Here is a 13,841-nt window from a genome sequence, read left to right on the forward strand (position 1 = left end):
TCCTGCGTTGGTTTATCGTGCCTGTTGTTATCGTTCTCGTTCTATCTTGCAATGGGAGCCAGAAGATAACTCTCCAGCCGCGCCGCCCGGAAGGTCCAGCTCCGCCAGTCCAGCCGGCGCCTCTCAAAATTCCTGGCGAGGTAGTACCGAACTGTCACCGCTTGGCTCCTCTTTTCGATCAGGTGATCCGGCAACTTGAGGAGGTAGAGGTCGAGCGCCGGAATGACGGAAGGACCGAGCGAGGAGAGATAATCGAGGTCGAGCGGCGGACCTTCCTGGCTGATCTCCTGGCTGTGGACGACATTGAAGCGGGCGATGGCATCAGGGAAATCGATGAAGGCGCTGATGTAGAGCACCGCAATCAGGGAAGCGAGGTTCGTGGCGATCAGCCACTCGTTGGATCGATTGAGCAGAATGCGCAGCAGGATCAAGACAAGGCCGATGGCAACGAGGCCCATCCAGAGACCGGCGGCGACGCGCAGTTCCGTCAGCGAATAGGCCTCGACGTAAAGCCCGAGCCGCAGCATCGAGGACAGGCAGAGAAGGACATTCTGGACGATCCAGGCATGGACGAGGCCGCGGATCAGCGAACTTTGATCGCCGGGGCCGCCGCGCCGCATGGCGAGAAGAACGAAACCGGCGGCCAGAAGCGCCGTCGCAATCAGCGGATAGGCGCCGCGATGAGCATATTCGGCGTGGCTCATGTGATCGGGCAGATCTGCGCCGCCCCAGAGATAGACGAGATCGAGAAGCGTCTGCACCGCAAAGACCGCGTTGAAGAGGAGCAGCGACCGCAGCAGCGAGGCCTGGCCGAACGGTGCATTTCTGGTCGGCACGATGACGAACGCCCTGCTGGCTTGCGACCTCGCAGCGCGCCGCTTCAGGCGCGGCCGCAACATCGCCCAGACCACAGTAGCGATCATCATCCAGAAGCCGATCCGCCAAAGGTCGAGAAACTGCAGCAGAACGGCAAAACGGATACTGCGCAGCGCGATCTCGATCAGCGGGTTCGCAGCCGCAAAAAGGAACACGAAGATTGCGGCGAGAACGAGAGGCATGATCCAGAGACCGACGCCCTGCCAAACGACAGTGAAGGAGAAACGTTTGGCCGGCGTCTTAAGATATTTCCTAATATCGTCGGCAAGCCGCAAGGGAATGACAAGAGTGAAACGGAGAAACACCAGCGGCAGACCGATCAGACTGCGAGGCATAAGCCTGCCGCCGACGAGAGCAACCACTATCAGCGCGCTGAAGCAAAGGGCGATGCCGGTGAATGAGGGCGCTTCCAGCAGAGGTGCCGAGGCCAGAACCGAAAAACCAAACAGGAGAGCAGCCATTGACGGCGCTCGGATCTTCCCGGCCGAAAGTAGAATGCCGGTGCAGACGGCGAGTGCAAACAGGAAAAGATTTATCCCGGGCATCTCACCAAAGATCAGAAAATCAGACAGCGCCACCAGTGCAAACAGCGCGGTAATCCGGCCACTGCCACGCCTGATCGGCATTGCTTCTGTCAGCGTGTCGGTTGTGTCCATTGGTGCTCCTCTCGTAGATGCCGCTTTTCGATCACGATGAGCATGGTTGCTGGGGTCTCCTCGGAGGCGGTCCCTCGAGGCCAGCTCGCCTCCGTCAGCCACCATCCGTCATTGCGGAGGCGATCCGGCAAAGCCGGACGGCGTGGCGCGAGGGGGATGTCGTTCTTGCTCATGGCGGAAGAATGCCGCGCCGGATTGCAGATTTTGTGCAGAGAGTGAGCAGCAATTCAGGAAAATCACCCGGACCTATGAGGTCATGCAGCAGGCCTCTCCAGATCATCGCGTGAAGATAGCCTAGTAGAATTTACGATTGCCGCGGACGGCTCTTTCCATTCGTGCGGGACGGCGTCGCCGGCCTGTTTCCGGCGATCGGGATCGAGGCAATCAGCCTGGCGAGAGCCGCCTGGGATCGCACCCCCGTTTTGCCAAAGCATCGGCCGGTGTGGGTTTTTACCGTGTTGGACGAAATTCCAAGAACCCGGGCAATCTCGGGCAGATTCATTCCGCTGCCGATCAGTGCGGCGACCCGGGTTTCGGCTTCGGTCAGGCCAAAGATGTGTTGCAGTTGTTGCGCTTGCCGACGCGTCTTCGCTTCCGGATCGACGATATGAATGAGCACGCGCGCTCCACTATCAACCGCATCCCATATCGAAACCGCTGTCGGTGCAAGCGGCGTGATCATCACCAGATAGGGCGGCAAACCCGATGGCCGGGAGATCGACAATGCCCCGTCGAAAGGCGTGTCTTCGCCATCGGCTATCAGCAAAGCCTGACGAATGGCGTTCGCCAGCCGGCTGGATGTCTTCGAAATATGGGCGGCAAGCGAGGGCCTCTCGGATCGGCTGAGAAAAATGCCGTCGGCCTGCTTGAGCAGTGCTTCGGCTGCCGCATTCAAGAGAAGGACCGCACCCCGACCATCGATCAGCACAGCCGCATCCGCGATTGCATCGATCAGCCGTTGCGGCAATTCGGGTGCGCGGGCGATCCGGTTTACCTGAAAGGAAAGATCGATCGCCCGCGCCATGTGCGGGCTCAGCCGCCCTAACCGTGCTGCCGCTTCCGCGGCGTGCTCGTCTTGCTGACGAGACAGGAACAGAGCGACACCGCCGATACCTCCCCGCTCGTGCAGGCTGGCATGCGGCAGGAAGAGCTGATTGAAGATGTTTTGAGGCTTGCAGATATCGGCGTAAAACGCGGAATGCCTTACGGCCTCTGCATCGATCAACCTATTGCCGACTGCAATCTCGCCCGGCTTTACCTTCTCGAATGCGCGGGCATAGGGGTTGCTCGTGTAATGCTGTAGATAGAGCGCATTCAAATCTTCGCGCATACGGCCGGGGATCAGAAAGCTGCCGCGGCCATCGGGCGCCTGATAGACAATATTTCCGGCGACGGCACCGACGTAATCAACGATCGCGCACAGCGTATCCGGCCATAGTTCTGAACGGACCGCCGCCTGATAGACAGCATCAACGATATCGACATGATCCATATCAGCGCCGCTCGTTTTCACGACGATGGTTCCGCCAAATGCAACGATCGCACCATTTCGATTACTGCCTAAATGTCTAAGGAGAGGCAAAATAGCGAGCGTCACCCGATCAGGCGATATCTTGCGCCGTCTCGTTCACCGAATGACTTGCCGGGATTTGTGAGAAGATCGTTGAAGAAATGGAGGAGGCCTCATCTGAACCTTGGCGCGCGCTTGGCATTGTGAAGCAATTCGGAGGCGGTCGCGAACGGCCCAAAGAGTTTGAGCAGCAGCGCTTGTTCCTCGGAATCTATGCGGTGACGAGCGCAGAACTCCGTCACGGACCAGACTTTCGTCAGATCGTCTGTTTCGACTTGCCTGGGTTCGATGTGTTCGGTCACGGCGTGTCCTCCGAATATCAAGACTACGCCACGCCGGCATTTATAAGAACTAGCTAAAAAGAATTATGCCGTTTTGCAGACCATCGGAATATGATTGGCTCCCCCCGGCGGACTTGCGTCAATCAGGCCGATATACGAAGACGCCCGCCGATTGCGCGGCGGGCGTCATGTCTCACTGATCTATGACTGCTGATCAAACGAGAGCGTCGGTGCCCGTGATGTTGAGCGTCAGAACGCCAGCGTCCGTGTGGCCTTCGCCATCGGAGATCTTGTAATACTGGACGGTTTCCGTGACGGTCTGGCCAGCAGCCAGGTCATCCGTCAGCTCATAGGTGAATTCGCCATTCGGCTTGACGTGGAAGACGCCATAGTCGCCGACGATGTCGGTAACAGCGTCGGGGCCGCTCTTAGCGCTGACATTCGTGCCGTCGAACTGGCGGAGGAAGAGGTGACCATTGTCGCCGGCAATGTCGTTGTCCAGAACGTTGCCGCCGATGGCGTCGCCTTCGTTGAAGCTGTAGTGGTCGTCAACAGCGATCGGCTTTACCTGGGTGACGCCCTGGATGTTCAGGGTGAACAGGCCGACGTCGGTATGACCGCTGCCGTCGGAGATCTTGTAGGAAACCTTCTCCTGGAACGATTCGCCGTTGGCGAAACCGATCTTGGCAGCGTCGCTCAGGACATAGGTGTAGCTGCCGTCCGGCTTGACGAAGAAGGTGCCGTAATCGCCCTGGATTTGGGTAACCTGGCTGTTGCCGCTCTTGGCGCCTACGCTTGCGCCGTCGAAGGCGCGCAGGAACAGGTGGCCGTTGTCGGAGGAATCGTTGGAAAGCAGATTTCCGGAAATAACGTCGGTTTCTTGAAATGTTGCACTATCATCAGTTGCATGTATCGGCGAAGCCATTGCTCTCTCCTCAAATTGTTTATTAGCGGGTCAATTTCGACCTCAGCGAGCGGCTCCTTTAACAACCTATTAATACTACAAGTCAATGGCCTATTTAACAGAAGGTTAATTTCGATGGCGATCTTCGCGTTGCTTCCATTCTGGCGGAATAATGTCGCTCTCGCGCCAAATTGAAGAAAATTCGACAAAAACTATACCCGGCTAACTTGAATAAAATGGCACCGAGTATATCTGAAGGCGATTAGCGGTGCCCGCGCCATGCCATCCGGGCTATCCGTTGCAATTCTGCTCGCCGAGCCCTATGTTGCTGGATGTACCCGATCCAAGCGGAAATCCAAGCCGTTGCCGGCTGCTGCTTGAGACGCTTATGCATCGGCGCGCGCCTTAAGGCTGCGTGATGGGCAATCCCACAAACAATCGATAACGTCGGCCAAGGCCGGCAAAGGATTTCTTTTTGAACAACACACATACAGCCACCGCGGTTGCGGCGGCGAATCCGCGTGAGGATGACGAGGCTGTCCGCAATGTTCCCAGGAGCTGGAAGCCGTTTCCCTGCCTTCTCACCCGCCGCGAATTGCAGGCTCTGATCGCCGAGCAGCTCGGCTGAGCGGCGATCGGGCCACCATCCCAGACAAGGAGAACTCGAAATGCAGGTACTCGTCAGAGACAACAATGTCGATCAAGCGCTCAGAGTCTTGAAAAAGAAAATGCAGCGCGAAGGGCTGTTCCGCGAAATGAAAGAACGGCGCGCCTATGAGAAACCGTCCGAACGGCGCGTCAGGGAAAAGGCGCAGGCGATCAGCCGACATCGCAAGGCTGCACGCAAGCAGATGCAGCGTGAAGGCCTGCTGCCCGGTCCGAAGCGGGCGGTGGCCGCCCGCTAGCGGCTTTATCCTCACCAGCCTTTTCGGGCTTTGGTGGTTACATTCCTGAAAGGACAGACAATGGACGAACTCAATAGCCTCACCGTTTCGGAAGAACGCCTCGAGGATTGCCGCGATGTCGTGGAGCCGGATCTGCAGGATCTGATTCAACGTGCTCTGACATCGGGCTTTTCCCGGGAGGAAGTTCTCATCGCCGTCAGCGAACTGGTCGCCGAAGACTTTGCAACGGTCATGAGAACCCCAAGCGTCCATTGATCGACTGCGTGCCTCGATCATCTTGGGAATGGGCTCACTAGGCCCGCCGACTGGGAACATCGGCCGCGGCAGATGGTTACTTCGTCTCTTGTATAGATGGAGATGACGATGACCAATCAAGACGATGTGACACGGGTATGGGAATTGATCGACAAGATCGGGTTTTGCATGCTGACGACCCGCAGCGGCGACGAACTGCGAGCCCGCCCGATGTCCGCCTATACCGCGCAGCTCGAGAATGCGATCTATTTTCTGACCGATGTCAGCAGTCACAAGGACGATGAAATCACTCGCTGGCCAAACGTCTGCCTCGCCTTTGCCGACACCAAGGGACAGAAATACGTTTCCGTATCGGGGACGGCCGAGGTGCAAAACGACCGGGAGAGAATCAGGGAATTATGGGCGACGCCGGCAAAGGCGTGGTGGGACAATCCCGACGATCCTTCCATCCGCATCCTCAAGATGACGCCGGCTTCAGCCGAATATTGGGACAGCCCGGGCACGATCATCAGCTATATCAAGATGGCGGCGGCAGCGGTCTCGAACACCAAACCTGATATGGGCGACAATGCCGAGGTCAAGCTTTAGCGCATCGTCGGCCACTAACCCCCTTACAGCGCCGCATCTTTTAGACGCGCAAAGGATGCTGTAACACCCTGAATTGCTGCATCATTTTATCCTTCGATCCATTCCGGCTTAATGAATTATGCGGTAGCCGATGCCTTGACGAAATCGATGAACGCCCGGAGCGGCGCAGGCACCAGCCGTCGTCCGGGATAATAGAGGAACGGCCCGGAGAAGCGTTGCCACCACGGTTCGAGGAGGGGCTCGAGCACGCCACTGTCGATATGCGGGCGCAGCCAGTCCTCGAAGAGGCAGACGATCCCTGTTCCTGATATCGCTGCATCGACGGCCAGATCGGTCGCTCCGCCGACCCGCACGATCAGCGGCCCCGTCGGATCGACCCGCACGATCTCGCCATCGCGCTCGAACTCCCACGGCGCCGTCATCGCACCGCTCGAGAAGCGACCCAACAGACAGGCATGGCCGAGCAGCTCGCTCGGATGTTGCGGCCGGCCACGGCGATCGAGGTAGTCGGGGGAGGCTGCGATGGCAAAGCGCTGGACGCGTGGCCCGATCGGTATCGCGATCATATCCTGCTCCAACCGCTCGTCATAGCGGATGCCGGCGTCGCAGCCGGCCGCGATCACGTCCACAAAGCTCTCGTCGGTGACCACCTCCAGCCGAATATCGGGATAGGCGGCGAGGAACGGCGGAACGATGGCGGGCAGCACCAGCCGCGCCGCGCTGACCGGCACATTGAGGCGCAAGGCACCGGCCGGCCTGTCGCGAAATCCGTTGACAACGTCGAGGGCAGACTCCACCTCGCTCAAAGCAGGGCCGAGCCGCTCCAGCAGGCCCTTGCCTGCTTCGGTTGGGACGACGCTGCGTGTCGTCCGGTTGAGCAGCCTGACGCCGAGCTGGGCCTCCAGGCGGCGCACCGCTTCGCTGAGGAAGGAGGCGCTGCTGCCACTGACGCGCGCGCCCTCGCGGAAACCCCCGGCACGGGCCACGGCAACAAAGGCATTGAGATCGCCCAGATCTGCTTTCATTGTTCGCCACTCCGCACAGCCCGTGCGGATTATAGCCAATTTTCACGCGCGCCGACAATGCTTATCTTGGGCCTATCTTGGCGTCATCTCTTGAAAGGAATTAGATCATGTCAACTATCGATCAGTCCGGCACGTTCAACCTCGGCGGCCGTAGCGTGAAGCGGCTTGGCTATGGCGCCATGCAGCTTGCCGGGCCTGGCGTGTTTGGTCCGCCCAAGGATCATGGCGCGGCACTGGCCGTGCTGCGAGAGGCGGTCTCGAGCGGCGTAAACCACATCGACACCAGCGACTTCTATGGCCCGCACGTCACCAACCGGATCATTCGTGAAGCGCTGCATCCCTATCGCAACGATCTCACTATCGTCACCAAGATTGGCGCCCGGCGCGGCACGGACGGATCGTGGATGCCGGCCTTCTCGCGTGAAGAACTGACCGCGGCAGTGCACGACAATCTCCGCAATCTCGGCCTCGATGTGCTTGATGTCGTCAATCTCAGGATCATGTTCGACGTGCACGGCCCGGCCGAAGGGTCGATCGAAGCGCCACTGACGGTCCTTGCCGATCTCCAGCGGCAAGGCCTGGTCCGTCACATCGGGCTGAGCAACGTCACATCGAGGCAGATCACTGAGGGGCGTGGGATCACCGAGATCGTCTGCGTGCAGAACCAGTACAATCTGGCGCACCGGGCGGACGATGCCCTGATCGACGATCTCGCGCGCGACGGCATTGCCTATGTGCCGTTCTTCCCGCTCGGCGGGTTCAGCCCGCTGCAGTCTTCCACCCTGTCCGATGTCGCCGCACGCCTCAACGCCACGCCTATGCAGGTGGCGCTCGCCTGGCTGCTGCGTCGCGCGGAAAACATCCTGCTGATCCCCGGCACCTCTTCCGTTGGCCATCTCAGGGAGAACCTCGCCGCCGCCGCGCTCGTGCTGCCGAATGACGCTGTCTCGGAATTGAACCGCATGGCTGATGTCGCCGCTTAACGGCATCCGATGGCTGCAAACGATCCGATCGCTCCGCCACGCTCTCGCATGGCGGAGCGAAGCCATACGGCTCCCGCTATTTCCTCAACGCCGCCGACCCGTTGCGGCTATGCTTTCAATAGCGCTCCGGCACATACATTTCAGGCGGAACCGGCGCCCTGTTATAATCGGCGTTACGGATACGGTCCGGCAACTGGATCTCCGGTTTCGGAACATCCTCGTAAGGGATCTGCTCGAGAAGATGGGCAATGCAGTTCAACCGCGCCCGTTTCTTGTCCACGGCCTGAACCACCCACCAAGGCGCATCGGGGCTGTGCGTACGCGCCAGCATTTCTTCCTTGGCTTTGGTGTATTCCTCCCAATGGACACGGCTTTCCATATCCATCGGTGACAGCTTCCATTGCTTCAGTGGATCGTGGATACGCATGTTGAAGCGGAATTCCTGCTCCTCATCGGTGATCGAAAACCAGTATTTGATCAGCACGATTCCGGAGCGGACCAGCATGCGTTCGAATTCGGGCACCGAGCGGAAGAACTCCTCGAGTTCATCAGGAGTGCAGAACCCCATCACGCGCTCGACACCGGCGCGATTGTACCAGCTTCGGTCGAAGAGCACGATCTCGCCACCGGTCGGAAGATGTGGGACATAACGCTGAAAATACCATTGATGGCGTTCGCGCTCGGTCGGGGCGGGCAGCGCGACCGTCCGGCAAACGCGCGGATTGAGCCGCTGGGTCACGCGCTTGATCGCGCCTCCCTTGCCGGCCGAATCCCGGCCTTCAAACAGCACCACCACCTTCAGCTTCTTATGCTGAACCCAATCCTGCAGCCGCACCAACTCGTGCTGCAACCGGAAAAGCTCCCGGAAGTAGATCTTTCGCTCGAGCGTCTGCTCCGCCGGTTCCGACATTCCTTCGGCGACCAGATCGTCGAGCCGGTCTTCCTCCATCTGCATTTCCAGCTCTTCATCGAAGCTGTCGGCGATTTCGGCCTTTATACGGCTGAGTTGGTCCTGAGGTGTTTGAGTCATAGGCTTTTCCTTCCTGCCTTTTTTTGACAGGAGCATGTCACTGCGAAGTTTGTGTGACGGTTCGGTTAGCCGAAGCTGGAACAGCGACTTCCCGATCCCTTAAGCCGATGATTGACGTCGAATGCGCTTCAGCCGCCGAGGCGCGGCTATAGCTGTCCCGTCCGGTACCGGTCGACAAGATTCCGGCAGGCGCGGATCGTCAGGGCCATGACGGTGAGCGTGGTGCCGGCGATGCCGCTGCCGGGGAAGGCGCTGGCGTCGGTGACGATGAGGTTCGGGGCATCCCAGACCTGGTTGTAGGGGTTGAGCACAGAAGCTTGCCGGGTTTCTCCCATACGCGCGCCGCCCGTCTCATGGATTGCCGCGCCCATGCACATGGTCTTGCGGAACCATTTGCGGAACATGAAGCGGCTGAAGGCACCGGCGTCGGGAAAGGCGCCCTTGCCCATCTCCTTGAGGCCGGTGGGCGAGCCGATGAATTCGAGGTCGCCGCCAATCTCCTTGATCATGGCGATCAGAGTCTCCTCCTGCCTTTTGAGCAGCGCCTGCTCCTCCTGTTGCATGACGCAGCGGATATGCGGCACGGGAATGTTCCAGGCATCCCTACGCCTGACGTCGAGCGTGATGCGGTTGTCGGCATAGGGCAGCATACGGCCGAAGCCGAAAAAGGCGAGACGCGCATCTCTGTCCTCGGAGACTGGCGCGCGGCCGACGCTTCCCTGGTAGTCGAAATCACCGCGGGCAACGTCGCCCGCGCCGAAGCGGGGAATGAAGATCCCGCCCGACGGATTGTAGAACGGGTCGGTCGGGGCGGACTCGTCCGCCGCCCAGCCCTTCGCCTTCGAAAAGGAGCCGAAAGCAAGGCACGGAAGCTGGTCCATGAAATAGCGTCCGAGCGCGCCAGAGCTGTTGCCGAGTCCACCCGGATGTTTCGCCGAAGCCGAATTCAGGAGCAGCCGCACGCTTTCGATCGGCGAGGCCGAAAGCACCAATGTCGCGGCGCGGGCGGTCGATACCTCGCCGGTGTTGCGATCGATGAACTCAGCGCCGGTGGCGCGGCCGGTTTTCTCATCCGTGGTGATACGACGAACGACGGCGTCGTAACGGACTGTCAGCTGGCCGGTGGCCTGAGCGTCTCGCAGCGGTCGCGGCATGCGGTCGGCGTCCGGCGCGATGTAGCGCCAGGAGACGACGTGCCTTTCCAGCCAGCGGCTTTCGACCGCCTGCTTGAAGATCTGTTCGGCGGGCGTCAGGCTTGCCGGTTTTGCATAGACGCCGTCCGGCAGCGTGGCGACGTTGTCCCTATTGCCGTAGAGGCCGAGATAGGCTTCGACCTCGTCGTAGAAAGGCGCCAGCTCGTCATAGGAGACCGGCCAGTCCACGCCCTTTCCGGCGCGTGAGCGGATCTTGAAATCGTCATCGGTCCAGCGCAGCAGCACCCGGCCGAAACTGTGAAGGCGCCCGCCGCCCTGGCGGCCGCGGATCCAGAGGAAGGGCTCGCCCTTCGGCGTCGTATAGGGGTTCTTGCGGTCGTTGACGAAGAAGTGGCTGAAGCGCTCGGTAAAAAACGCCGCGCGCGCCTGGATCGGCTGGCCCTTGAGTGTGGCCCGCGCACGCTCCCAGATATTGATGCTGCTTGCCGGCGCCTTCTTGCGCGCCGGGTCGAAATCCCTGGGTCCAACGGCGGGCCCAGCCTCGAGCAGCAGCACCGACAGCCCTTGGGCCGTCAGTTCTTTTACCGCAAAGGAACCCGCTGCGCCGGAGCCGATCACCAGCGCATCATAGACGATCTCAGACATGTCTTTTCAAATCCTGTCCTGGAGCAATCCTCAAAACGGCGCGAAACGCACCCGGAGTTGCGGGAAAACAAAGGGATGGTGCGTCACAGCCGCGATCCGTCAGCGCCGAAGAGGGACGCCTTGGCGATATCGAGCCCGGGAGCCAGAGCATCGCCGGGCTCAAGGGTTACGTCGCCCATCAGCCGGAGCGAGAGACTTTGGTCCGCCCAGTCGAACCAGACAACGGCGTCCGAACCCATCGGCTCGACGACGGCGACGCGGCCGGGAATGGTGGGCAGGCCGCTCGTGGACCCATCGAGCACAAGATGTTCCGGGCGAAAGCCGAGTGTAGCAGGTCCTTCCGCTGCGTCTGCTCTAAAGGAATAACCGGAGAGATCGACAGTGAGCTCCTTGCTCCGGAAGACCGGCGCGCCGTTGCCGCGCCCGATCCTGCCCTCGACGAAATTCATCGCCGGAGCGCCGATGAAGCCGGCGACGAAGAGATTGGCCGGACGGCGGTAGATCTCGGACGGCGAGGCGAGCTGCTGGATCACGCCGTCCCGCATGATGGCGATGCGGTCGGCCAGCGTCAGTGCCTCGACCTGGTCGTGGGTGACGTAGATCATGGTATTGCCGAGGCGCTGGTGCAGTTTCTTGATTTCGACGCGCAATTCATTGCGCAGCTTGGCATCGAGGTTCGACAGCGGTTCGTCGAACAGGAAGACATCCACTTCGCGTACCAGCGCCCGGCCGATGGCGACGCGCTGGCGCTGACCGCCGGAAAGCTCGGCAGGACGCCGGTCGAGTAGCTTGTCGAGCTGAAGGAGGGCGGCGGTGCGGGCGACACGGGCCTCGATCTCGGCCTTCGGCAGGCGTGCGACGCGAAGTCCGAAGGAGAGGTTCTTGCGGACCGACATACGCGGATAGAGCGCGTAGGACTGGAAAACCATGCCGATGCCACGGTCCTTCGGCTCCTCCCAGCTGACGTTCTTGCCCGAGATCCAGACCTCGCCTGATGTAATGTCCTGGAGACCGGCAATGGCATTCAGAAGCGTGGACTTGCCGCAGCCGGAAGGGCCGAGCAGCACCAGGAACTCCCGCGGCGCGATGTCGATCGACATCTTCTCGATCACCGTATGATCGCCATAGGCGATCTTCAGGTCCTTGACGGAGACGGCAGATTGCATGGAAGCGTTACCCCTTGACTGCGCCGGCCGCGATGCCGCGCACGAACCAGCGACCGGACAGGAAATAGATGGCAAGCGGAACGATGGCGGTGAGGATCGTCGCCGCCATGTTCACGTTGTAGGTCCGCTCGCCCATCGTGGTGTTGACGATATTGTTGAGCTGCACGGTCATCGGCAGGTTGTCGCGGCCGGCAAAGACGAGACCGAGGAGGAAGTCGTTCCAGATGCCGGTGAATTGCAGCATGGAGACCACCACGACCATCGGCACGGCAATGGGCAGCATGATCTCGAAAAAGATGCGCCAGAAGCCCGCGCCGTCGACGCGCGCCGCCTTGCAGAGCTCCTCCGGCACGCTGACGAAATAATTGCGGAAGAGCAGCGTCACCAGCGGCAGGCCGAAGATGACATGCACGAGAATGATACCGGCCAGCGAATTGTAGAGATCGATATTCGCCATCGCCCGGACCATCGGATAGAGGAAGATCTGGTAGGGGATGAGGCCGCCGGCCATCAGCAGGCCGAAAAGCAGGTTTGCCCCGCGCGGCCGCCAAAGCGACAGCGCATAGCCATTGACGGCGCCGATGAAGACCGAGAGCGCGACCGAGGGGAGGGTGATCGCCACCGAATTCCAGAAGCCGCTGCGAATGCCGACGCAGACGGTTCCCATGCAGGCGCCCGACCAGGCGGTCACCCAGGCGGAGAAATCGAGCGTGGCCGGCAGGGCAAAGATCTGCCCGAGCCGGATTTCGTCCATGGACTTCAGCGAGGTGACGACCATGGTGTAGAGCGGCAGAAGGAAGAAAAGTGCTGCGACGACAAGGAAGGCATAGAGGCCGATGCGCCCGGCGGTGATCTGTGCCGGCTTCGGGCCATTCGGATGAGAACGGGCCATCACGCAGCCCCCTTTGCTTTGTCACGCATGTGCATCGCATAGCGGAACGGGGCGACGGCGACGATCACCCCGAGGACAAGCACCGTCGCGCCTGCTGTGGCGAGGCCGAGGTTCTGGCGCCCGAACAGATTGTCCATGATGAATTTCGCCGGCACCTCCGTCGCATTGCCGGGGCCGCCATTGGTCATGGCGACGACAATGTCATAGGTCTTGATCACGCCCATGGCGAGCAGCATTCCGGCGGCGGCCAGCGCCGGCCCGAGCTGCGGCAGGATGATCGACACATAGATCCGCCAGACGGGAATGCCGTCGATCCGCGCCGCCTTCCATTGCTCGGCTTCGATGCCACGCATGCCGGCAAGCGCAATGACCATGACAAGCCCCGCGCCCTGCCATACGCCGGCAAGCACCAGTGCATAGATCGCCATGTCGCGATTGACCACCCAGTCGAGGACGAAGCTTTCCCAGCCGAGCGAGCGCACGCTCGCCTGGATACCGAGCGTCGGATTGAGCATCCACTGCCAGATCAGCCCGGTCACCACGAAGGACATGGCGTAGGGATAGAGGAATATGGTCCTGAAGGCGCTTTCGAAGCGGATCTTGCGGTCCAGCGCCGCCGCCAGCAGGAAGCCGAGCAGCAAACAGCCTGCGACGTAAAGGACACCGAAGATCAACACGTTTTGCAGCGATGCCAGCCATTTGGCGGAAGAGAAGAGCTTCGAATATTGCGCCAAGCCGACATAGGTCGAGGACGGAAAAAGCGTCGAATTGGTAAAGGACAGCAGGATCGACCAGGCCATGGTGCCGATGAAGACCACGACCGCAACGAACCATGTCGGCAGCAGCGCGATGGTGGCGGAAAGATTGGGCTTGCGTTTGACGGACATCGGCCAGCTCGTTGACGGAATGGA

The 13,841-nt window shown here is 60.4% G+C and carries 15 protein-coding genes; 5 read left to right on the forward strand and 10 right to left on the reverse strand.

All coding sequences use genetic code 11. The features are described 5' to 3' along the window. Positions 1 to 41: 41 nt before the first annotated feature. From G9X67_RS25950 to rapA2, 4 genes are all read right to left on the reverse strand, one after another. The gene (locus tag G9X67_RS25950) at positions 42 to 1,532 is read right to left on the reverse strand and encodes a DUF4173 domain-containing protein (protein ID WP_138334548.1); all 1,491 of its coding nucleotides are present in this window, start codon (positions 1,530 to 1,532) and stop codon (positions 42 to 44) included. Positions 1,533 to 1,836: 304 nt separating this feature from the next. Then, positions 1,837 to 3,129: a LuxR C-terminal-related transcriptional regulator gene (locus G9X67_RS25955; protein WP_171600005.1), complete on the reverse strand. Its 1,293-nt coding sequence runs from the start codon at positions 3,127 to 3,129 to the stop codon at positions 1,837 to 1,839. 86 nt (positions 3,130 to 3,215) lie between these two features. Then, entirely contained in the window at positions 3,216 to 3,404 is a 189-nt protein-coding gene (locus G9X67_RS25960) for a hypothetical protein (protein ID WP_138334545.1), read from the reverse strand. A gap of 193 nt (positions 3,405 to 3,597) precedes the next feature. Next, positions 3,598 to 4,308, reverse strand: a complete 711-nt coding sequence (rapA2, locus tag G9X67_RS25965; protein WP_138334544.1) for a calcium-binding lectin RapA2 — start codon at positions 4,306 to 4,308, stop codon at positions 3,598 to 3,600. A gap of 454 nt (positions 4,309 to 4,762) precedes the next feature. Here rapA2 and G9X67_RS25970 point away from each other — a divergent pair, with 454 nt between their 5' ends. From G9X67_RS25970 to G9X67_RS25985, 4 genes are all read left to right on the forward strand, one after another. Continuing rightward, positions 4,763 to 4,915, forward strand: a complete 153-nt coding sequence (locus tag G9X67_RS25970) for a hypothetical protein (protein ID WP_171600006.1) — start codon at positions 4,763 to 4,765, stop codon at positions 4,913 to 4,915. 40 nt (positions 4,916 to 4,955) lie between these two features. Beyond that, positions 4,956 to 5,192 (forward strand): 30S ribosomal protein S21, encoded by a 237-nt coding sequence (gene rpsU, locus G9X67_RS25975; RefSeq protein WP_003538346.1) that lies wholly within the window; start codon positions 4,956 to 4,958, stop codon positions 5,190 to 5,192. A 60-nt stretch (positions 5,193 to 5,252) separates the two neighbouring features. Further along, positions 5,253 to 5,447 carry a hypothetical protein gene (locus G9X67_RS25980; RefSeq protein WP_062940459.1) on the forward strand — a complete coding sequence of 65 codons (195 nt, stop codon included), beginning with the start codon at positions 5,253 to 5,255 and terminating at the stop codon, positions 5,445 to 5,447. Positions 5,448 to 5,555: 108 nt separating this feature from the next. Beyond that, a complete protein-coding gene (locus tag G9X67_RS25985) occupies positions 5,556 to 6,035 on the forward strand; it encodes a pyridoxamine 5'-phosphate oxidase family protein (protein WP_138334543.1) in 480 nt (159 codons plus the stop codon). A 116-nt stretch (positions 6,036 to 6,151) separates the two neighbouring features. On the opposite strand, the gene G9X67_RS25990 is transcribed toward G9X67_RS25985, so the two are convergent. Further along, positions 6,152 to 7,060: a LysR family transcriptional regulator gene (locus G9X67_RS25990; protein ID WP_138334542.1), complete on the reverse strand. Its 909-nt coding sequence runs from the start codon at positions 7,058 to 7,060 to the stop codon at positions 6,152 to 6,154. 107 nt (positions 7,061 to 7,167) lie between these two features. On the opposite strand from G9X67_RS25990, the gene G9X67_RS25995 reads away from it, so the two are divergent. Beyond that, positions 7,168 to 8,043, forward strand: a complete 876-nt coding sequence (locus tag G9X67_RS25995; RefSeq protein ID WP_138334541.1) for an aldo/keto reductase family oxidoreductase — start codon at positions 7,168 to 7,170, stop codon at positions 8,041 to 8,043. A gap of 115 nt (positions 8,044 to 8,158) precedes the next feature. Here the strand turns inward: G9X67_RS25995 and ppk2 are convergent, their stop codons facing one another. From ppk2 to G9X67_RS26020, 5 genes are all read right to left on the reverse strand, one after another. Next, the gene (ppk2, locus tag G9X67_RS26000) at positions 8,159 to 9,073 is read right to left on the reverse strand and encodes a polyphosphate kinase 2 (RefSeq protein WP_138334540.1); all 915 of its coding nucleotides are present in this window, start codon (positions 9,071 to 9,073) and stop codon (positions 8,159 to 8,161) included. A gap of 146 nt (positions 9,074 to 9,219) precedes the next feature. Continuing rightward, complete coding sequence (locus tag G9X67_RS26005; RefSeq protein ID WP_138334539.1) at positions 9,220 to 10,872, reverse strand: GMC family oxidoreductase; 1,653 nt, start codon at positions 10,870 to 10,872, stop codon at positions 9,220 to 9,222. An 83-nt stretch (positions 10,873 to 10,955) separates the two neighbouring features. Continuing rightward, on the reverse strand, positions 10,956 to 12,038 hold the full coding sequence (locus G9X67_RS26010) for an ATP-binding cassette domain-containing protein (RefSeq protein ID WP_138334538.1): 1,083 nt from the start codon (positions 12,036 to 12,038) through the stop codon (positions 10,956 to 10,958). Between the two features lie 7 nt (positions 12,039 to 12,045). Next, positions 12,046 to 12,930 carry a carbohydrate ABC transporter permease gene (locus G9X67_RS26015; RefSeq protein WP_168322807.1) on the reverse strand — a complete coding sequence of 295 codons (885 nt, stop codon included), beginning with the start codon at positions 12,928 to 12,930 and terminating at the stop codon, positions 12,046 to 12,048. Then, complete coding sequence (locus G9X67_RS26020; protein ID WP_138334537.1) at positions 12,930 to 13,817, reverse strand: sugar ABC transporter permease; 888 nt, start codon at positions 13,815 to 13,817, stop codon at positions 12,930 to 12,932. The genes G9X67_RS26015 and G9X67_RS26020 overlap by 1 nt, the downstream gene beginning before the upstream one ends. Positions 13,818 to 13,841: the final 24 nt, after the last annotated feature.

Origin of the sequence: Rhizobium sp. WYCCWR 11152, assembly GCF_013087615.1 — a bacterium.
GTDB classification, from domain to species: Bacteria; Pseudomonadota; Alphaproteobacteria; order Rhizobiales; family Rhizobiaceae; genus Rhizobium; species Rhizobium indicum.